The sequence below is a fragment of the Methanoculleus nereidis genome, from assembly GCF_032944295.1.
GTDB classification, from domain to species: Archaea; Halobacteriota; Methanomicrobia; order Methanomicrobiales; family Methanoculleaceae; genus Methanoculleus; species Methanoculleus nereidis.
Genome location: NZ_JABFFQ010000001.1, coordinates 284135 through 304262, shown reverse-complemented (window position 1 = coordinate 304262; position 20128 = coordinate 284135). Strand labels below are relative to the sequence as shown.

The 20128-nt window shown below is 61.1% G+C and carries 23 protein-coding genes; 2 read left to right on the top strand and 21 right to left on the bottom strand.

Features of this window, described 5'->3' with window-relative positions:
- Positions 1-160: 160 nt before the first annotated feature.
- The 5 genes from HL657_RS01710 to HL657_RS01690 all read right to left on the bottom strand — a co-directional run bounded on the left by HL657_RS01710 (position 161) and on the right by HL657_RS01690 (position 4391).
- Positions 161-535 carry a hypothetical protein gene (locus HL657_RS01710; RefSeq protein WP_317295117.1) on the bottom strand — a complete coding sequence of 125 codons (375 nt, stop codon included), beginning with the start codon at positions 533-535 and terminating at the stop codon, positions 161-163.
- Positions 536-554: 19 nt separating this feature from the next.
- Complete coding sequence (locus HL657_RS01705) at positions 555-1559, bottom strand: hypothetical protein (protein WP_011842981.1); 1005 nt, start codon at positions 1557-1559, stop codon at positions 555-557.
- A 502-nt stretch (positions 1560-2061) separates the two neighbouring features.
- On the bottom strand, positions 2062-2637 hold the full coding sequence (locus HL657_RS01700) for a hypothetical protein (RefSeq protein ID WP_011842980.1): 576 nt from the start codon (positions 2635-2637) through the stop codon (positions 2062-2064).
- A gap of 38 nt (positions 2638-2675) precedes the next feature.
- Positions 2676-3632 carry a hypothetical protein gene (locus HL657_RS01695; protein ID WP_245526620.1) on the bottom strand — a complete coding sequence of 319 codons (957 nt, stop codon included), beginning with the start codon at positions 3630-3632 and terminating at the stop codon, positions 2676-2678.
- Positions 3633-3647: 15 nt separating this feature from the next.
- A complete protein-coding gene (locus HL657_RS01690) occupies positions 3648-4391 on the bottom strand; it encodes a DUF6345 domain-containing protein (RefSeq protein WP_011842978.1) in 744 nt (247 codons plus the stop codon).
- Between the two features lie 484 nt (positions 4392-4875).
- Between HL657_RS01690 and HL657_RS01685 the strand changes: the two genes are divergently transcribed.
- Positions 4876-5808, top strand: a complete 933-nt coding sequence (locus HL657_RS01685; RefSeq protein ID WP_317295116.1) for an AEC family transporter — start codon at positions 4876-4878, stop codon at positions 5806-5808.
- Positions 5809-5843: 35 nt separating this feature from the next.
- Here the strand turns inward: HL657_RS01685 and HL657_RS01680 are convergent, their stop codons facing one another.
- From HL657_RS01680 to HL657_RS01640, 9 genes are all read right to left on the bottom strand, one after another.
- Positions 5844-6284 carry a hypothetical protein gene (locus HL657_RS01680; RefSeq protein ID WP_317295115.1) on the bottom strand — a complete coding sequence of 147 codons (441 nt, stop codon included), beginning with the start codon at positions 6282-6284 and terminating at the stop codon, positions 5844-5846.
- Positions 6285-6442: 158 nt separating this feature from the next.
- On the bottom strand, positions 6443-7162 hold the full coding sequence (locus tag HL657_RS01675) for a hypothetical protein (protein WP_317295114.1): 720 nt from the start codon (positions 7160-7162) through the stop codon (positions 6443-6445).
- Between the two features lie 178 nt (positions 7163-7340).
- A complete protein-coding gene (locus tag HL657_RS01670; protein ID WP_317295113.1) occupies positions 7341-8195 on the bottom strand; it encodes a prenyltransferase in 855 nt (284 codons plus the stop codon).
- Positions 8196-8201: 6 nt separating this feature from the next.
- Positions 8202-9026 (bottom strand): phytoene/squalene synthase family protein, encoded by an 825-nt coding sequence (locus HL657_RS01665; protein ID WP_317295112.1) that lies wholly within the window; start codon positions 9024-9026, stop codon positions 8202-8204.
- A gap of 8 nt (positions 9027-9034) precedes the next feature.
- Positions 9035-10510, bottom strand: a complete 1476-nt coding sequence (locus HL657_RS01660) for a phytoene desaturase family protein (protein ID WP_317295111.1) — start codon at positions 10508-10510, stop codon at positions 9035-9037.
- A gap of 74 nt (positions 10511-10584) precedes the next feature.
- Entirely contained in the window at positions 10585-11337 is a 753-nt protein-coding gene (locus HL657_RS01655; RefSeq protein ID WP_317295110.1) for a carotenoid biosynthesis protein, read from the bottom strand.
- Positions 11338-11410: 73 nt separating this feature from the next.
- Complete coding sequence (locus HL657_RS01650; protein WP_161485896.1) at positions 11411-11566, bottom strand: hypothetical protein; 156 nt, start codon at positions 11564-11566, stop codon at positions 11411-11413.
- A gap of 188 nt (positions 11567-11754) precedes the next feature.
- The gene (locus tag HL657_RS01645) at positions 11755-11985 is read right to left on the bottom strand and encodes a hypothetical protein (protein WP_317295109.1); all 231 of its coding nucleotides are present in this window, start codon (positions 11983-11985) and stop codon (positions 11755-11757) included.
- Between the two features lie 157 nt (positions 11986-12142).
- A complete protein-coding gene (locus HL657_RS01640; protein ID WP_067077850.1) occupies positions 12143-12373 on the bottom strand; it encodes a hypothetical protein in 231 nt (76 codons plus the stop codon).
- A gap of 266 nt (positions 12374-12639) precedes the next feature.
- On the opposite strand from HL657_RS01640, the gene HL657_RS01635 reads away from it, so the two are divergent.
- Positions 12640-13125, top strand: a complete 486-nt coding sequence (locus HL657_RS01635) for a helix-turn-helix domain-containing protein (protein ID WP_067077845.1) — start codon at positions 12640-12642, stop codon at positions 13123-13125.
- Between the two features lie 14 nt (positions 13126-13139).
- On the opposite strand, the gene HL657_RS01630 is transcribed toward HL657_RS01635, so the two are convergent.
- The 7 genes from HL657_RS01630 to HL657_RS01600 all read right to left on the bottom strand — a co-directional run bounded on the left by HL657_RS01630 (position 13140) and on the right by HL657_RS01600 (position 19974).
- The gene (locus HL657_RS01630; protein WP_317295108.1) at positions 13140-13952 is read right to left on the bottom strand and encodes a hypothetical protein; all 813 of its coding nucleotides are present in this window, start codon (positions 13950-13952) and stop codon (positions 13140-13142) included.
- Position 13953: 1 nt separating this feature from the next.
- Positions 13954-15051, bottom strand: a complete 1098-nt coding sequence (locus HL657_RS01625) for a carboxypeptidase-like regulatory domain-containing protein (protein ID WP_317295107.1) — start codon at positions 15049-15051, stop codon at positions 13954-13956.
- Between the two features lie 34 nt (positions 15052-15085).
- Complete coding sequence (locus HL657_RS01620) at positions 15086-15532, bottom strand: hypothetical protein (RefSeq protein WP_317295106.1); 447 nt, start codon at positions 15530-15532, stop codon at positions 15086-15088.
- Between the two features lie 20 nt (positions 15533-15552).
- On the bottom strand, positions 15553-15954 hold the full coding sequence (locus tag HL657_RS01615; RefSeq protein WP_292561830.1) for a hypothetical protein: 402 nt from the start codon (positions 15952-15954) through the stop codon (positions 15553-15555).
- Between the two features lie 208 nt (positions 15955-16162).
- Positions 16163-18544, bottom strand: coding sequence for an endopeptidase La (gene lon / locus HL657_RS01610; RefSeq protein WP_317295105.1), 2382 nt, complete (start codon positions 18542-18544; stop codon positions 16163-16165).
- A gap of 56 nt (positions 18545-18600) precedes the next feature.
- Positions 18601-19020: a MarR family winged helix-turn-helix transcriptional regulator gene (locus HL657_RS01605; protein WP_317295104.1), complete on the bottom strand. Its 420-nt coding sequence runs from the start codon at positions 19018-19020 to the stop codon at positions 18601-18603.
- Positions 19021-19308: 288 nt separating this feature from the next.
- Entirely contained in the window at positions 19309-19974 is a 666-nt protein-coding gene (locus HL657_RS01600; protein ID WP_317295103.1) for a hypothetical protein, read from the bottom strand.
- Positions 19975-20128: the final 154 nt, after the last annotated feature.

Sequence of the window (20128 nt, the reverse complement as noted above, 5' to 3'; positions counted from 1 at the left end):
CTCCGGTCCGATATCCCTCCACGACGAGAGGATCGGGACGGCCTGCGGGGGTTTCGAATCCCCGGTTGCCCGGATGACAGTCAGGTTCCCGGCCCGCCCGGGCTCTTTTGCCGGGGTGGGCTCCGGGGCTGGCATCTATACCAGGTCCTGCAGAGGCTGTTCACTCTGCAGCAATTGAAGAATTAACTGGAGGGAACGACCGCCAGATTTTGTAAACGTCCCCGTCGTAGGTCACAATAACCTGTAAACCTTCGAGCGGTTCGTGCGTAGTGCTATTGAAGCGATCGATGTAGACCATATGGTGTTCTTTAAGCCTTCCCTCACGTACGTCAGAGACGGTGAGCTTTCCGACGGTGATCCGGAACGAATCATTCTCAATTGTTTTAGCAACTCCCGGATAGGAAAGGGCAACGATGACCGCATCTGCTTGAGAGATGGGTTCTGTAAGTGAAATATTGATATATTTCGATTGATTCATCGGTTGCTCTTCAACGCAACCCGTACAACAAAAAAGGAGGACTGAGATGATTACCATCAACCCTATTCTTCTTTGTTCACGCGATCCACGTGTCGATTCTGTATGCATTCGACCACCATGGTCTGTAGAAATCGCCATAAACACCTTCCTGCGTATCTGCATGGAGCTGTGTCGGGTGTGCTAACTGTGCATCCAGCTGCTCGTTCCACCATACACCATATCCGTCGTAATAGACGTAGGAATCACACACATAGGAGGTTGATACATCGGAGAATGATCCGGGATCGTTTCTGACGTATTCGTGTACCTCGTTCAGATCGCCTTCCGCAAACGGAACGTGACCGACCCGGACGACCTGTCCTTCCCATAAGATCATATAGGGATAGCCCTCCGGGTACTGCACGTCACTTACGTAGATCTCGAAATTGTAATCCCTGTCGCCGTTGGTAAGGTTACTATGCACAACCATCGGTCGTGATATGTTGTTGTTATCATAGGTGAAAACATGGTAGCGAGCCGGATTCGGATCATCGCAGACTGACTCTATACCTATCTCGATCCAGTTAGCGGTCGTACCGATCTTTTTTCCAAGATGGGTCGTAAGAAACTGGCGTCTGGTGCCATCCGAGGAGCATTCCATCAGTCCGGGATGTACCCATCCATTAACACCCTGAAAAACTGTGTCAAACAGCCAGATGCCTGAAGAACACATCTTTACTGCCGAAACGCCATCCTCTGTCAGAGGATCTATCTCGCCGTACATCGAATAGTTCACCTCATCCCTTGCCTGTTGCAAAAGGGGCGATACCCGTTCGTCATCAGCCTCTGTCCATCCGTCAAGGTATGAAACTCGCGGCAGGCTACGGATTGCCTCGGCAATCTCTTCTTCGGAACATCCTTTGCTTCGGAGTTCGCTGATGAACGAGGGAGATCGTTCCTGAAGTGTTGCAGGATCCACGATGTCCAGCTTCTCAATATCGAGTGCCCCGGCATCCATTGCCATCGCCGGCACCATCACCACACTCACCAGCATTATCGCCAGGAGTGTGGAGAATGCCCGCAGTCCAATTTTTCCGTTCATCTGTTTTTCCTCCGGTTTTTCCCCGGAGGCGGGAAGAGCATACCTTCAAGTGCAGGAAGTGCATACACTTCCATTGCCTCCGGGCTTGCGGGGCGTGTCATTCGGGGCGTCAACCGGGGATGGGTGCCCCCGCACACAAGCGGGTACCGCATGCGGCACTCGATGCGATTCTGGGTCGTTAGAACATATAAAATCAGCAGTCATCGTTCGGCTGGAACCGAACACATCATAAACCTTCTTATGGCAGGACAATAATTCCTGCCCCTGGAGACAGGACCCGCCGTCGGGCGCCGGGATAATGGTCACGGCCCTGCCACGCTCGTCGAACCTCCCCCCACGGAACCGGGCACCGTCGCAGTTGTTCCCGGCAAAGACCGCCGAAAACTATTCCCCTCATACATCCCGGTTGCCGGCGCGGAGGCGTTGATCGTATTCTGCCGATTGGACGGGTCTGTTTTGAACAGACGAAATGCAAATATATACCACTGACCGTCTACGCCTGTCAGGACGCGGCCCGACCGACCAAAAACGGATCAGCCAGAACCCGAAGTTTTTCCCGGTCGCGCGAAGCGTCCCAGACCCCGCAAACATCTCCCAGTCGCATGATGATTATGTTCTCCGGCCAGTCCTCGAAATCCAGAAAGAAGACCGCTTCGTCTGCAAGGATCTCCTTCGGCGACCCATCGACGATATAACCCGTCTCGAATCTCGTGGGAGCAGGGAGATGCATCGCGACATAGGTGTCGTTTTGTTTCATGGCGTCCAGCTCAACCCGCGAGAACCCCATCTTATACTGACCACAGGTGCTCCGGATCTGCTCGCGGCACTCTGCTTCGATGGCAGGATACCCGGGATCTCCTGGATAGAGGATAACGCCCGGGTCTCCTGCATGATGAATCTCGATAAATGATGTATTCTCCCGGGGAACGCCTGTCGGGCGGGGTGTTCGGTTCTCCGGAACCTCCGTCGGTATCTCACCCGGCCCTTGCAGATCCGGGTTCGGGAGTATATGTATTCCAACCAGGACCAGCATGCCCGCGGCGGCACAGGTGATGACGAGGTACAGAATCTTCTTCATAGACTTTCGCTCCGAAAAAGAAGAGGAACCTGGGGCGGTCACTTTACCGCCGGGATACCCTCCCCAAGGTCGGGGGACGCGGGGATGTATCTGACGAATGCGGTTCCCCCGGTCTCATCCCGCACCTCGCCCCTGAAGATGTAGACCGGGACGAGGTAGGTAGGCTCATCCATCGCCGGTGCTTCATAATACCCAAGTTCGATCCCGGTGATAACCGCGGTCGGGCCTTTTCCGTCGACCGCCAGCCCAGTCGCCTTCAATTCTTCAAAAGCTTCCTGTGGCGTTATGACTGCTATCTCCTTCTCCGGGGCATAGTCTCTCCAGAGTTTGTAAACATTCAGGATATCCCCGCCGCCGCCGATCTCAGCCGTCAATTTCGAACCCACAACCGGCCGACCGTCGATTGTGCGGGAGTAAGAGACCTGGACGTCTTCAAAGGCGATACCGATCACCTCACCATCCTCGTTATACTCAACGATTTGGGGGTGGGCAACGCCACACAGGATTGCATCGGGGGGCATCAGCCCGGTCTCCTCCAGGTACTGTGTTGCGATCTGGATCGCCTCATCGTCCGAAGGAAGGCTTTCCGGCAGGTCTTTGTCGTTCGGGTTCATCCAACGGGGGATATCAATCAGAGCGACTCTCCCCGACTTCATATGAACCTCCAACGAGTGGGGTTCATCGGAGAGCAGCATCTGGTCGTACGATTCGCGCACCGTTCCCTTCAGGCCTATCTTCTCCGCCATCGATGAGACAAGTTCCGTCGTGATCTCCGGCTCCAGCACCCGATACAGGATAACCTCCGCAGGCGTCGGCGGGAACGGAACAGAGGCGGTGTAGGTGAGGTTTGCAGCACCCGCCGATTTCACGCCACCTATCTGGTTGGATTGACCACAGTCAGGTGTATGACTGTCGCTGAAAAACACGGGTATGCTGACAACGCAGATGACTCCAAGAAGCGCCAGGACACCGGCACTAACTCCAATTAGTTTCATGTTCATGTGATCACCTCAACACTGGTACGTACCGTACAGGAACGACGTTCCGGGTGTCCCCTGGCTCCCGTGCCCGTAGACATAATCGGACCAGCAGCCTTCTCGGGCAAGGGCTGCCGCATACGTGGTCGAAGGCTCTGTATCCTTCGCTGCAATGAACCATGCCGTGATGATCGGTTGGGTGGTCCACGTACCGACCATCCGGTGTACGAAGTTAGAGCCTCTGTCCGAGACATCGTGACATTCAGTATGGAACCCGGTCATCGAGTGTAGGCCGCCAAATGCATTGTACCAATTTGTATGGCTATTCTCGCGCAGAACAGTGCAGGCATCAATGGTAATCCAGTCCATCTGCGTGTTTCCCCAGAGAGCATCACTGTAACTCAGGAAGGTATCGTCTTGGGAGGAGGAAAATGCAAATCCTTCTGGGGCACCATGGCCCGAAAAGAACGCAAAATGTGTATCATCTGTGTAAATATAGTCTATACCGTTTCCGGACTTACTGGGATCTTTCCAGTGTCTTTCCAGGGCCTGACCATCGCCATAGATAAAGTCTCCCCACCAGGATGAGTCACCACCGAGCTGGTAGTAAAACCCCTGTGCGTTTTCATCATTGTGCTCCAAGTCGGATGGTGGGGGATAGTTGTTCACCCATTCTGCACAACAATAATAGTATGCGCTTGCGGGCACCATAACCACGCTCACCAGCAGCAGCGCCAGGAGCATGGGAAATGCCTGCAATCCGGTTTTTCCGTTCATTTACTTTCCTCCTGTAGTTTTCCGGAGGCAGAAAAGGCACATATTTAAGCACGCAGAACGCTTACGTTCCCTTTGCCTCCGGGCTTGCGGGGCGCGTCATCCGGGGCGTCAACCGGGGATGGACGACCCCCGCACACAAACGGGTACCGCACGCGGCACCCAACGCGATTCTGGGTCGTTATAACATATAAAATCGGCAGTCATCGTTCGGCTGGAACCGAACACATCATAAACCTTCTTATGGTGGGATAATGATCCCGGCCCTTGAAGGCAAGACCCGCCGACACTTCACAGTCCCGAACAGCCTCACCCTTCCTCTACGCGGGCGAGGCGCCCTCTGTGCGAGGAACACGCCGCGATCCCGAAAAACCCCGCTCTAAAACCCAGGCAGGCTCCCGCTCGCTCACTGCACCCCACACCCCCGAGCAGAACCGTAAAGGGGTACCGGCGCCCACCCTGATGAACCAGACGGAGCGGTGCCCATATGAACGGTGCGGTCACGGATTTCCTGATAGTCGCAGACCAGATCTTCATCCTGGTCCTCCTGATCGCCGCAGGCTACGTCGCCGTCTCGACGAAGATCGTGGATCCCCGGGCCACCCGGGGGCTCTCGGGGCTCCTCATCAACATCACCATCCCGGCGCTGATCGTTGCCTCGATGCAGGTGCCCTTCACCCCCGAGCGCCTCGCCGGCGCCGAGACGCTGATCCTCGCGACCGGGGCGCTCTACGTCTTCTCGTTCGCCCTCGCCTGGGCGGTCTCGAAGGCCATGCGGGTCCCGGCCGCAGAGGAGGGGGTGCTCCAGTTCGCGATCGTCTTCGGGAACGTCGGGTTCATGGGGTTCCCGGTCGCCCTGACGCTCTTCGGGCAGGAATCGCTCTTTTACGTCGCGATCTTCAACCTCGTCTTCAACGTCCTCGTCTTCTCGGTCGGGATCGCGATGCTGACCGGGGGGAGGGGAAAGGGGTTCGATCCAAAACTGCTCTTAAACCCCGGGATCGCGGCCTCCGTCGTCGGGCTCGCCCTCTTCCTCGGCTCGGTGGAGATCCCGTCGCCCTTCATCGACTCGATCGAACTCCTCGGGGGGGTGACGACGCCGCTTGCCATGATCATCGTCGGGGCAATGCTCGCGACGTTCCCGGCCCGGGAGATGGTCGGGAACTGGCGGATCTGGGCGGCAAGCGCCGTCCTCCTCCTCGCCATCCCGGCGGCCTACTGCTACCTCCTCGCCCCGGTCTTTGCCGACCCCTACATCAACGGGATCATGATCACGATGGCCGCGATGCCCGCCGCCGCGAACACCGTCATCTTTGCCGAGCAGTACGGCGCCGACTCCCGGCTCGCATCGCAGATCGTCTTCGTCTCGACGATCGGGTCGCTCGTTACGATTCCGCTGATCGCGACGGTGATGCTGTAGGACGGGAGCGAGAGCGACCCGAACACCGACTGCAGCTATGGAGGCGTCCCGGCTCCCCCGGTTGCCTCAACCAGGTAGTACCCGAGTCTCCTCTTCAGAACATCCTGCTCCTCCCGGGGAAGTGCCGATTCCCCGGCGAATATCTTTCTGATCTCCGTAACAAACCGGGTCTTCTCTTCTTCCGATAGATCCGTTGCGGCATCTCTGACGAAAGCCCAATCTTCTTCAGTCGGTTCGCATCTCTCCGGTTCGATATCCCTCCACGACGAGGGGATCGGGACGGCCTGCGGGAGTTTCGAATCCCCGGTTGCCGGGATGACGGTCAGGTTCCCGGCCCTCCCGGGCTCTTTTGCCGGGGCGGACACCTCTATCGGGTCCTGCACAGCGCCCGCGCCCGGTGCGTGGAGGAGGAGCAGGGCCGCGAGCAGCACTGCCGAAAGAGAGAGGAAGAGCCATGTTAACGATCTCCTCTTCATCGGAGCATCCTCCGCAGACCGCGCTTACCCTGCATCATAGGCCTTCTCTCCTCCGCACACGATCACGGCAACGGGTTTCCGTAACAGGTCGTCAAGAATCCCCCCAACAGCGGCAAGAGCCGTCACCGTAATCCCGTAGAGACGTACAGCCCTGATCCTCATAGGAACCCGATACCTCCTGCGATAACCCGGTAATCGGCCGGAACCGGGACGAAGCCGGACTCAGTGCTCACAACGGCCGTATTCACCATTGTCGTCCAGGTATTCTCTCTCATCAAACGTTTCGTGCCCCCCACTCCCCGGTAGTCGAGGCTGAACGTGACCACCGCTGCATCCTCCGGCGACGGGACGAAGCCATCGAGGAATACAACCGAGGTGTAGGTCCCGCTCGAAACCCGGCTAAACTCAGCGACGCTCATGTTATCGGGTGTCGCAAGCACGGGCACGAGCAGCCGCGGCTCCCTCTTCATCTCCCATGCGGTCAGGTTGGTAGGCCGCTGGTGCAGGGGCAACCGCTGCAGTTCATCTTCAGTCTGCACCACCTCAAACGATACGGATATATCGGGCGCATACTCTCCCGTCGTCGTGAACGCGAGCATCTTCCCGTACGGCGTCTCCCGGATCTCTGCCTGCCACCCGACGACCCGGCCGCTGGAGAACGTCCCCTCCGGGATCACCGGTTCACCCGTTGCATTCGCCGGGAGCGGGACCATGACCGTGGCGGTGCCGTTCACGGCAGGACCGGGTAGATCGGTGATCGAGATCAAGTAGTAGTTGCCCGGCAGGACGGTCTCGGTGAACGCAGGAGAAAAGAGGAACAGGAAGACAACCACGGCAAGAACGGCAGTGATCGCCTTGAGAACATAATCAACCTTCATACGGACCTCGCGACGTGCTGCCGGGCGTCGAACCCGGATCTGGTCTGCACATGACCGGGTATCGGCATCTACGGGTGAGAGGTCAACGTTCTTCTATAAACCTTTTTTGTGACGCGTGTCTACGCATCGAGCCTCAGGAAGGGCTCCGGAGGGGAGATCGGCCATCACGGCTCCCGCCCTACCACGCCGCCGTCCGCAGGGTTGCAAGAAGAAAGACCAGACCCCCGAGGCCGGTGTTGACGTACGGCAGGTACCAGTAGACCCGGTCGATGGAGAGGCCATCCCGGAGGAGAAGGGCAAGGGGGACGGCCGGGTAGATCAGGACGAGCAGGCTTGCCGGGTGAAGACCGGCAAGATAGATGACGAGGGCGGCAAGCCCCGACCAGAACGCGAGGCAGAGGAGGAGCGAGCGTCGCCTTCCGAGGACGACGGCCGTCGTCGTCATCCCCGCGGTCGCATCCCATCCGATATCGGGGATCGCGGAGAAGAGGTGCATTGCAGAGATGTGAAGGTAGCCGGCAATGACGAGAGCCAGCGGCGGGAGGGCGCCGCTCGCGAGATAGTAGCCGAGAATCCCCGGAACCACGTAGAGCATGTTCGAGGAGAAGTCGAGGACCGGAACCTCCTTGAACCGGAGCGGCGGGGCGCTGTAGAAGTAGGAGAGGAAGAGGAACGAGAAGAGGAGCGCCTTCCCGACAGTATCGAGCACGAAAAGGAGCGCGACGCTGACGGCGCCCGCAAGAGCGAGGAGGAGGAGCAGGCTCCGGCCGTCCGCATCACTGATGCGGTACTCCTTCACGTCTTTTTTGGGGTTGAACCGGTCGGTCTCCTGGTCCCACCAGTCGTTCACTCCGTAGATGAAGAGGTTTGCCGGGAAGAAGAAGTAGAGCAGGAAGAGGACGTAGCCGGGATCGAAGAAGGCCGTCCAGGAGTCCATCCCGAGAGCGTAGCCCACCACGTAGGTTCCGCCGGTGTAGATCCAGAACCGGAACCGCGAGACCCGCCAGGCAAGCGAGAGGAGCCGGGGAGGCATGGACCGTCACGCCTTCAGGGTATTTGTTGCGGCGCCGGAGACGATCCGGATCACCGACGGCTTCACCTTCCGCCGGTGGACGACGGCCGGGTCGCGCTCGATCGTCCGGGCCGTCCAGCGGTACATATCCGACGCCGTCCGGATCGGGATCCGGTAGCGCCGGGGGATGTGCCCGAACCCGGCTTCCGCCTGCTCCTGCCACTCCCGGTAGCGCCGGAGCTGGAACCGGAGAAATGCTGCAAACCCCCGGGGGTCACGGGAAGCCGCGGCCGCCGAGAGGTCGTCAAGCCCGAACGCCTCCATCTCCTCGCGGGGAAAGTAGGTCCGGCCGAGAGCGAGGTCTTCTGCGATGTCGCGGATGAAATTGACGTACTGCATCGCCCGGCCGAGGTTCTGCGCCGCAGGGTAGGATTCCGGGGGGAGGTCGAGGAGCCGGGCCATCATCAGCCCGATCACCTCGGACGATCCGTAGAGGTAGGCCTCGAGATCCCGGATCGTCCGGTAGGAACCGACCGTGATGTCCCTCTCCATCGAGCCAAGAAACGCCGTTGTCCACGCTCGATCAAAGCCTTTCCTCCCCGCAAGTTCGACGAACGAGTCGATCACCACATCCCCCGTCGCTTCCCCGGCCATCGCCATGGCGTAGCGGTCGGTGAAGGCGTAGAACTCCTCGACCTGCTGCGGCACCGCGTCCACGTAATCGTCGGCGGTGCGGACGAAACTGTAGAGGGAAAAGACGTCCTCCCGCACCGCCGGCGGGAAGAAGAGGGTCGAGTAGAAGTAGGTCCTGCTCCCCCGCCGAAAGATTCCGTAGATGGTCCGGTCGATCACGATGCACCTCACCGGCGGTAACGATCGGTCAACTCGCGGGCGACGATCTGGGAGGATATCAGGGTCATCGGCACCCCGATCCCCGGGTGGGTGTACTGGCCGGTATAGTAGAGATTCCTGACACGCTTGCTCTGGTGTGAAGGCCGCCAGAGCGCCGTCTGCCGGAGGGTGTGGGAGAGCCCGAGCGCCGTCCCCCGGTAGGCGTTGTAGCGGTCGGTGAAGTCGGATAGAGCAAATATCCGCCGGGTCACGACCGAGTCCCGGATATTCTCGCCGAGGATCTCCTCCATCCGGTTCATGAGGCGGTCGTAGAACCGCTCGCGCAGTTCCGGGGTATCCTCGATGCCGGGGGCGAGTGGCGCGAGGACGAAGAGGGTATCGGTGCCCTTCGGGGCGGCGGTCGTATCCGTCCTCGAAGGGACATTGACGTAGAACGAGGGGCTTTCCGGCCAGGCGGCTTTTTTGGGATCGAAGATCGTCTCAAACCCCTCCTCCCAGTCGGGCTCGAGGAAGATGTTGTGGTGGGCGAGCGCACTCACCACCCGGTCGACGCCGAGATAGGCGACGAACGTGGACGGGGCGAGGACCTTTTTTGCCCAGTAGGAGGCGGGGTACGACCGCGAGCCTTCGGGGAGGAGGGAGAGTTCCGTAAACGGGTAGTCGGCGTTGACGACGACGACGTCGGTCTCGTGCGCCCCGAGCGGGGTGACGACCCTCCGGGCAAGCTCCCCTTCCACGTCGATGGCGGTCGCCGGTTCGTTGTAGCGGTACTCGACCCCGAACTCCCGGCCGAGCGTGACGAGGGACTCGACGACCGCCCGCATGCCCCCCTCCGGGTACCACACGCCCATGTTCAGGTCGATATGCGTCATGATGTGGTAGAACGAGGGGGTGTTTCTCGGCGAGCCGCCGAGGAAGCCGATGGAGTACTGCACGACTTTCCGGGCTTCGTCGCTTGAGAATCGCTTCTTGACGAAGGACTCCAGGTTCTCGAGCGGGTTGAGTTTCCTCCCCCCGGCAAGGAGCCGCCGGTCGAAGAAGTCGAATATGCTCCGGTATTCCCGGTAGAGGAGGTCGCTCATGGTGATCCCGTAAGTCTCCTCGGCCTCGGCGAGGTAACCCCGGAGTTTTTCGGCCCCGCCGGGTTCGAACGACTCGAAGAGATCGTAGTTCTTCCCGAGGTCGGCCGAGACGTCCGCGACCCGCTCGTCGGCGAAGAAGACCCGGTAGGAAGGGTCGAGCCTCGCGAGCGGGAAGTAGTCTTTCGGGCTTTTCCCGAACTCCGCGAAGAACCGGTCGTAGACGTCGGGCATCAGGTACCACGACGGCCCCATGTCGAACGTGAACCCCCCATCGCGGTGAACGCTCGCCCGGCCCCCGGGCTGCTCGTTCTTCTCGATCACCGTGACGTCGAAACCGCCCTTCGCAAGAAGAGCCGCGACGGAGAGCCCCCCGAACCCGGCCCCAACGATTACAGCCCGCATAATTCCCCCCTTCCTGAATGGAAAACGGGTGCAGGAAGACACAGGTGGCATATATATTTTGGCGTCCGGGATCGTCACGGGAGAGCCGGCGGCGATGCGGTGCTATCACCACCGAAGGCGACCGGCAGGGTTGCAAGGGCGAGCGCCGCCCCGAGGAGTGCCGGTACGGCAAGATCGTTCCGGGCGAGGTAGCCGGTCCAGAAGGCGAGGATGAGGAGGAGACTCGCCGCCACCGTCCCCGGGATCGGTCGGGCGCCCGCGATGAGCCGGAAGAGGGCGATGTAGACCGCTCCGGTCAGAACCCAGCCCGCGAAGTTCGAGACCGGCACGCCATAGTAGGCGCCGCCGGCGGACCAGACCCAGAGCCCGGCGTGGACGACCGCCGGGTCAATGATGAGGTCGATGAGGAGGAGGACGAAGACGCCGGCCGGGATCAGCCGGCTCCAGGCGGTCCCGGCAGCGGCCGCGGCGAGGGTGACGGCGCCGAGGAGCATCGGGAGGTAGGCGAATGCGACCGTCCAGGGGACGAGGCCGAAGACCCGGTAGCCGAGGTCGGCCGAATACGTGAAGTTGCCATACGGGATACCGGTCGCGACGGCGTATGCCTCGACGGCGAGCGGGAGGAGGCTCAAAAGGAGGAGGAGCGCGATGCCGCGGGCGGAACCGAGCCAGCGAACGAGGGCGATGTAGGAGGGGAGGGCGAGGGCGACTAGGAAGACCACCGGGACGGCGGGCGGAACCACCGGATCGTCGAACCGGACCACCAGGAAGGCGGCGAGGAAGAGGGCGAGGGCGGTGAGGAGGAGAGCCGCCCGGACGATGCGCATGGGCGGGGGAGGGCGGCGGCGGGGATAAAGGTGACCGGTATGACCGGGTCTGCCGTGCCGCGATCGCCGCCGGCTACGCCCCGGTCCGCCCTGCGAAGTCGCTCGCGACCAGGATCAGCGCCACCACTGCGGCGATGACGAGCATCAGGATCCACTGGTAGGTGACGGCTGCGTACAGGCCGGCCGCGATGCCGGCGGCCAGCAACAGGGCGAGGTATTTGCGTTCCATGTATGTAATGACCTGAACGTTCGGGGATATACGTTTTCTGTCACGTTTCTCTACACGTCCGGGAGTTGTGACCGGAAATAAAGAGCCTTGATCTCCACAATGGATTAAGAGAGACGCTCGCATCCAGGTTGATCGCTCCCGGAACGGATCTCCCTGTGCGGAGAAAAGCTCTATCCGGATAACTGCCGTCATCCCCCACGGCAAAAACCGTACAGGCGCCGGACGGCGAGGAGCACCAGACCGATGATGCAAAATACAGTGAGCACCAGGAGAACGAGACCGATAGCCTGACCAGAGAGCATGAAGAGAGGGTCGAGCGCCGGATGGAGCCCCCTGATAGGGTCGTAGAAGAGCAAGAGAAGGAGCATCGCGGCAAGCAGTCCCGTTAAGAGTGTGTCCATCGATACCCTGCGCTGCATGCTTCACCCGCCTCGCTACGGTAACAAAGATCTGAACGTCCGCTCATTTATGTCTTCTGTCCAACTTCCCTATACGTTCAACACAGGTGGTGACCCGGCAACGAACACCCGCTCCGCACCAGTAGCGGTCCGGGAATGCAGCGCCTGCACTCCCCAATTACCTGATGGATTTACCTTCCTTTGCACTACTGATGCTCCGCATCTTCAGGCCGAAATAGACAAACGACAGGGTCAATGCCGTGGCATAAACTGCCCCGATCAAAGCTCGCGGATCCGGTACAATCGCGATTGGTATCAGAGAAACGATCACCCACAGGGGAAAAAAGGCCAGGACGATGACCGGCACCGACAGGGCCCCTAAGAGTTGATTGAATTTTTCTTCGTCCATAAAGGCTCCTCCAGAGGTGTGAACTGGTTTGCACCGGAATCCACGCGTGAATGGTCAACGTTCTTCCATATACCTTTTCTGTGCCGCGCATCTACACCTCGGCTGACGGATGGGCTTCGAGGAAAAAAACAGCAGTCCGGGTTCGGAGGAGGTACTTCTCCCTCACCGCCCCCCTGAAACCGGGAGAGGAGAAGATTATCCCTCATGACGAGCACATTGACCGTATGAGGGAAATATTATCTTAAGGATCATACCATAGTAGAACAATGCTTTCGCGAAAGATCTTCGAGACCGACTTTGCCGACGCGCTCCAGGAGGAACTCGCCCGGCAGGATATGAGCATCCGCGACCTCGCGGAACGGGCCGGGATCCCGCCCGCAACCCTCTACAAACTCACGTCGGGCAGGGCGGATCCACGCCTCTCGACCGTCCGGCGGATCGTGAACGTCCTCGAACCCCGGGAGAAGAGTTTCATCGCGGTGATCGCGGCCCGGTTCCTGCTCGACGAGATCGACAACCGCGACCTCCCCATCGGCGGGAAGCAATACCACATCCGGGGCTACGCGGCCGATTCCCTTGAAGAGTGCATCATCGCCGCCGTCCGGGCCGACAAGGAGGGGGCGCTCGGGATCATCTGCGCTCCGATCCTCGCGCCGATCGTGGAGAAGATCGCCGACTGCCCGGTCGCGATCATCAAGCCGCAGCAGCAGACGCTGATCGAGGCGATCGAGACGATAGCAAAGAGGGTTTAGGGGACCATCGCAGCCTAACTCTCGAAGAAGTCGATCACGTAGTAGTTCCCGCGATACTCCGCGATCTTCCCCCGGTAACCCTCTACGATGCGCATCGTCTCGTTCTCGGAGAGCGGAACCTCCATAAAGCCGGTGCGGAGGGTCTCGTTCACCCTGGGGAGGTCGACGAGATCGGCATCGGTGAGCGGGACGATCTCGTGGCCGGCACTCAGGAAGTCAGCTTCCGTCCAGCCTGCAGGGTACCCGGAATCCTTTAGATCCCCGTTGCTGATGTTGTAGAGCGTGAGATAGCAGCCGCTCAGCCCTTTCACGTCGGCGGAGGAGAAGAGATAGTGGATGACCTTCCCCGGGGATTCGGTGTCGTACCGCCCGGTGCTCTCCACCCAGTATGCGACGCCGCCGGTCTCGAAATAGCCGCGAAGGACGTCGCCGCTGATGGTCAGGTGCGCCCTGCCGTCCCCGGAAAGGGTGCCGGTGAAGGAGCCGGTGCCGTGCAACGACTCCTCGAGAACCGCCGTGCAGGGCTGCCCGGCGATATGCACCGCCAGCGGTTCGCCGGAAAGCAGGCGATCACGGATACCCTCCGTATCGTAGACCGCGAGTTCGTAACGCAGGATCGAGGAGAGGATATCCACGCCCTCGACCGGGACATCCCTCTTCTCCGTGAAGAAGTCGATATGGACCAGGGCCTGATCCTGTGGGGCAATCTGCTCATGCGGGGTTACGGTGACCTCCGTCAAGGGCGCGAAAGCCGCAAACCCCGCCGCCAGCGCCGTGACCGCGGCGGTGAGGAGGAGCGCCAGGATTACTGAGCCGCTCTCTGTCATCTCACCACCCCCTCCGGCCGATGAGGAGGAGCCCCACCGTGAGCGAGAGAGCCGCGATCGGGGGACCGAACCCCGGGACCGCCCGGGGCAGGGGCTCCAGTTCCAGGTCGAGGGTGTTTGTTGAGTTCTCAAAGATGAACTCCTCCCGGAGAGTGGAATAACCCTCCTTCTCGACCGTGACCGTCTGCCGGTAGCCGGGGGTATCTACCAGGTAGCCGCCGTCCTCCCCGGTCACGTTCGTCCCCGCAAGGGGTTCGTCGTCGAGCGTAAACACCGACTCGAACCGAACCAGTGCACCGGGAACCGGGTTGCCGCCGGTATCCGTCACCCTGCCCGAGACGGCGATCGCCGGGGGCGGCGGGAGACCGATACGGACGGTCACGTTCACGGTCTTCTCGGCCAGGGGTCCATGGGTGTCCGCCACGACGGTGATCGTGTTCTCCCCGGCGGAGACCGGCACCGAGCAGGCGAACTCGGGCCGGTTCCCGCACGAGACCTCCCCGGTTCCGCTCCGCACAACCACGTTGTGCAGACCTGCGGGGGCGTGCACCTCCCCGACGACGGCGACGCGGGGCGGCACGACGTCGATCCAGACCGTCTCGCCCTCGGCCGGGGAGGTGATGTTGATGGCGATCGGGTCTTCGACGGGCGGCGGGTGCTCGTTGATGACGGTCAGGATGAGGTTCCCGGCCTTGCCGAAGATGAAGGTCGCGTTGTCGTGATGATAGACCCGGGAGTCGTTCGGGAGCTGGTGCACCCAGGTGCAGGGCTTCTCGACACCCGCAGGGGTGGGGACTTTTGCAGAGAGTTCGTCGCTGATGGAGAGCAGCTGGTTGCCGTCGCTATCGAAGATCAGTGTTCTTGCGTCGGCAGTATGAACGACGATCGAGCCGAACGGTATCCCGGTGGTCACACTCCCGTCCCATTCCGGCTGAAGGCTCAACACCCCGGAGATGGCGATCGTCTCGATCGACTCGTTCACCTTCAGTTCCGGGATCAGGTGTTGATTGGGACCGAGATCTGCGCCCGCCGCCGGGACGACCGCGAGCAGCAGCGCGAGGAGGAGGGGGAGTGTCCGCGTTCTGGTTGTTCTGCTCATCCGTTCACCTCAAAGTATCTCCAGATCATGTCCTTCACGGCCACGTCGTCACCACCAGGTAGTACTCCCCCTCATACTCCAGGTGCGGGTAGACCCACGTCTCCCGGTCGGGGCCGTAAGTGTCCTGGAGCGCCCTGCTCTCCGCGTACGAGACGTTGGCTCCCCCGATGAAGCGCCGGTCGCTCATACCCCACTCCCATCCTGACGGATTTCGTTCCTCGCCCCGGATGACCGCGTCGAGCGCCGGATGGTCGGCAAAGTCCTTCTCGGTCAGGGGAACGACCATGCCCCACTCGGGCTGCACATCCGTCCTCTCCATGACGTAGAGCATCGGCTGCCCGCCCGAGCCCTCCATCGCGTAGATGAGGAGGGCGTCGGCGAGCATGAGGCCGAGCGCGACCGCGACGATGCCGGCAAGACCGCAGACGACGACGAGCCCCGCCGTTCCGAGCCGGTTGCCGGGTTTCTTACCTTCTTCCATTCTGCACCTCTTCATGCATCCTAATGGATCAGAACGCGGGTGGCGTAGTATACTCCGTCGTACTCGAGGATCGGCGCATTCGCCGTATACACACCACAGGACTCGGTGAGTACGAGGCATTCGGCCCCCGTCATCGGGACCAATGCGGATTTCACCACGTTGGGGTTGCTGCCGGCCTCGCGGATCGCAGAGGCAAGCACCGGGTGCTGCTTCAGGTCCCGGTCGGTCAGGTGAATGATGGATGCATTCTGCAGATCCTCTTCCCCGACCACCCGCACATCCAGCTCCTGTGGAAGACCGTCGACTCCCGTGATCAGGGTGACGAGGGCGGTGCACGTGAGCACGACCGCCGCGACGAGAAGGACGACGCCGATGAACGCAAAGATCCCTACGGCAATCAGGCGCTTCCTGTCAGGTTCCATGCAATCTCCTCCGGTCTCGGCGCAGGCCGGACAGATCCCGCACATCGGGGCACCGATTCCGGCAGCTATCGGTGAGAGCTCGACGTACCTCTATAAACGATTTCTGTCACGATCCTCTACACGTCGAACCGCCTCAAGCCTATTTGCTCCCGGAGCGGGGCTCGAAGGAGAGAAAGGGGGGTATGGCGAGACGATAAAAAGAGGGTGTTCAGAGGTCGTGCATGGGCACGCACCGGTTCTTCCCCACATACGGCAGGACCGGCCCGTGGAGTTCTATCCCGAGCGCCTCGCGGAGGACATCCTCGATGGTCTCCACGGTCACGAACGCAAGGTCGCGCCGCACGTCCTCAGGAACGTCCTCGAGATCGCGCTCGTTCTCCCGCGGGAGGATGACCGTCCTGATCCCGGCCCGGTGCGCCGCAAGAACCTTCTCCTTGATCCCGCCTACGGGGAGGACGGCGCCGGAGAGGGTCACCTCGCCGGTCATCGCGACCGTCGGGTCGACCGTTCTCCCGGTGACGAGGGAGGCGAGGGCCGCAAAGAGGGTCACGCCCGCCGACGGCCCGTCCTTCGGGGTCGCCCCCGCAGGCACGTGGATGTGGACGTCGCTTGCGAAAAAGTCGAACCCGGTCGTGGTGGTCGCGAGCCTCGAGCGGATCAGGCTGAGCGAGATCTGGGCCGACTCCTTCATCACGTCGCCGAGCTGGCCGGTCAGCGTCAGTTTCCCTTTGCCGGGCATGAACGTCCCCTCGATGAAGAGGATATCGCCGCCGACCGGCGTCCAGGCGAGCCCCGTCACGACGCCGGGCGGGTTCTCTTTTCGGGCCACGTCCGGCCGGACGGTCTCCCGGCCCAGGATCTCGGGGAGCATCTCCGCCGTCACGACGACCGGCAGGTCGACCGTCCCCGAGACGACTTTTGCGGAGACATACCGGGCGATCCGGGCAAGCTGCTTCTTGAGCGTCCGGACGCCCGCTTCCCGGGTGTAGCGGTCGATGATCGCCGAGACGGCCTCGTCCTCGACCTGGAGGTGATCCGTGGTCAGGCCGTGCTCCTCGAACGTCTCCGGCAGGAGGTGGTCTTTCGCGATCGCGAACTTCTCGTTCTTCGTGTAGCCCGAGATCTCGATGAGCTCCATCCGGTCGAGGAGCGGCGCCGGGATCGTCGCGAGACTGTTCGCCGTCGCGATGAAGAGCACGTCCGAAAGGTCGTAGGGAACCTCCAGGTAGTGGTCCGAGAACGTGCTGTTCTGCTCGGGATCGAGGACCTCGAGGAGGGCGCTTGCCGGGTCGCCGGAGTAGGAGACGGCGAGCTTGTCGACCTCGTCGAGGATGAAGACCGGGTTCTTCGCCCCGGCCCGCTTCATCCCCTGGATGATCCGGCCGGGGAGCGACCCGACGTAGGTCCGCCGGTGTCCCCGGATCTCCGCCTCGTCCTTGACGCCGCCGAGACTGATCCGGACGTACTCTCTCCCCAGCGCGTCCGCGACGCTCCGTCCGAGGCTCGTCTTCCCGGTCCCGGGCGGGCCGGTGAGGAGGAGGATCGAGCCCTGCTTCTCTTCCTTGAGCTTCATGACGGCGAGGTGCTGGACAATCCGCTCCTTGACCTTCTCGAGGCCGTTGTGGTTGCTCTCCAGCACCCGGCGGGCCTCCTCGATATCGATGCTCTTCTTCTCGACCGTCCAGGGCAGATCGAGCAGGAGGTCGAGGTAGTTCCGTATCCCCTGGCTCTCGTGGTGCTGGCTCCCGCCCGACTCGAGTTTCTTCAGCTCGGCGAAGGCCTTCTTCCGCACCTCCTCGGGCATCGTCGAGCACTCGATCCGCTCCCGGTAATTCTCCTCGCCGGACGAGCCGTCGCACCCGTTGAGCTCCTCCTGGATCACCCGGAGCTGCTCGCGGAGCATCGCTTCGCGGTTCGCCTTCCCGACCTTCTCGGAAGCCTTCCTGGCCACCTCGATCCGGAGGTTGATGCTCTCGTTCATGTTCACGAGGAGGTCGAGGAACGCGGCATGGCGCTCCCGGACGGAGACGGTCTCGAGGAGGGCCTGCTTCTGTTCGACGTCCACCGGCATGAAGGGCATGACGAACCCCATGATCTGGTCGACGGACTCCATCCTGTCGACGGGGCGGGTGAACTGCTCGGAGCCCTGGAAGTTGCCGCTGAGCTCGTGGACGGCCGCCTTGACGCGCCTGAGCATCTCCGCCCGGGTCTCCTCGTCGAGGTCCGGCACGTCCGGGAGGGGTTCGGAGATCGCATAGAACAGCCCGCCCTTCTCCGAGAGGGTTACGGCCTTCACCCGGGAGGTTGCGTGCGCAAAGACCAGGTAGCCGTCGTCTGCAGGCTGTACGTGCGCGATCATAAGGAGGTTTCCGGTCGAGTAGAGCGCTTCGGCCGGATCCTCAGGGGTTTCCGCCTCGCTCTTCGCGGTCAGCCCGACCGCATATGCCGATCCGTCGCTCTTGGCGGCGATCAGCGCTTCTCCGACGGCCGTCTCGACCTGAAGCTTCGTCCGGGTCTCGGGGTAGACCACGGTCTCGAAGAGCGGTATGACAATGTGCTCTTTGCTGGTGTCTGGTTGTGGTGAGTGCATGGTGACTCCGGGTTGTTTAGTTCGCATTTACCTAACTGTTTTGCCGGGCAAAAAAATCATCCGACCTTCTTCAAGATCTCCACCAGGAGATCCACTTCGTTCTCATCGAGCGTCCGCACCACCCTCTCGATCATCCGGTTCAGCGCGTTCCGCTCGGCGTTTGCCAGCATCCGGCCCTTCTCGGTCAGCCGGATGTAGGTGACCCGCCCGTCGTCGGGGCACTTCTGGCGGTAGGCGCACTCCATCCGGACGAACCGATCGACCATCTCCGTCACGGTGGGCTTCGAGTTCCTGGTGATCTCGGCAAGACTGCTGAATGTCACGTCGCCGTGCTCGTCGATCGTCTTCAGGTAGGCGACCTGCTTCACCGTCAAACGGCTGAGCCCGCATTCGGAGAAGATCTCAGAGGAGCATTCGTTCTTGATGGCGATCAGGCGATCAAACACTTCGAACAGGTGCTCGTGTCTCGCCGCCATGGTTGATACTGATTAGTTTGGTTTGACCTAACTATAAAGGTTGTGATGAGCGATCTCCAGGAGGCACTCCAAAAGTATACGTCTCATTCGACGGAGTTGTTCTCCTCCGGCGGACGGAGGACTTCGAAAAAACTATCGCGATGATAGATCCGCGGCTCTACGGGAATGATCCCGGTTCCTCCGGCAAATCCGCTCGACGGTCTGGGTTGGAGTGGTCGGGCCTCTGCTCGCCGGAGGTTCTGCCGCCGATAGGGTGAAGTCAACACTGACCGGGATGGGTTTCGCCTATCAAAGATAGATCCCTCCGGCAGCGACATGGTACCCGGCCGAGACCGGGACAAAACCGGACTTTGTGCTCGGAACAGCCGTATTCACCGTCGCCGTCCAGACATTCTCTTTGATCAGATGCTTCACACCTCCGCCGCCCTGGTACCTGAGGTCGAACGAGATCGATGTGGCGTTCTCCGGCGGGACAAAGCCGTCGAGGAAGACGACGGTGGTGTAGGTGCCGCTCGAAATCCGGGCAAACTCGGCGACGCTCGCGTTGTCCGGGGTCGCGAGGACCGGCACGAGCAGCCGGGGTTCTTCTTTTGTCTCGAATTCACTGGACGATACGAAGATATCCGGCGCGTAGTCTTCCGTCGTCGTAAACGCGAGCATCTTCCCGTACTGCGTCTCCCGGATCGCCGTCCGCCACCCGGCGGGCTGGCGAACGCTGGACGACTCGAAGATCACCAGCTCGCCCTCCGCGTTCGCCGGAACCGGGATCATGACCGTGGCGGTGCCGTTCACGGCAAGACCGGAGAGACCCGTGATCTCGATCATATAAGAGTCGTTCGGCATGGTCGTCGAGACGAATGCAGGACCAAGGAAGAGCAGGAAGACCACCACGGCAAGGATGACAAACGCTATGAGCAGGTTCAGTACGGTCTTTCGGGTATTGTTTCCGTCCATCTCCTCACCATCGCCCGGCCGGATGGACCCGTCTTCCGGGATCTATGCATGAGAACTCAACGTTCCCCTATAAACGATTTCTGTCACGATCGTCTACACGTCCAGCCGGATCCGTTCGTTTTGCTCCGGAAAATTCGCCGCAGTCAATCAGGGG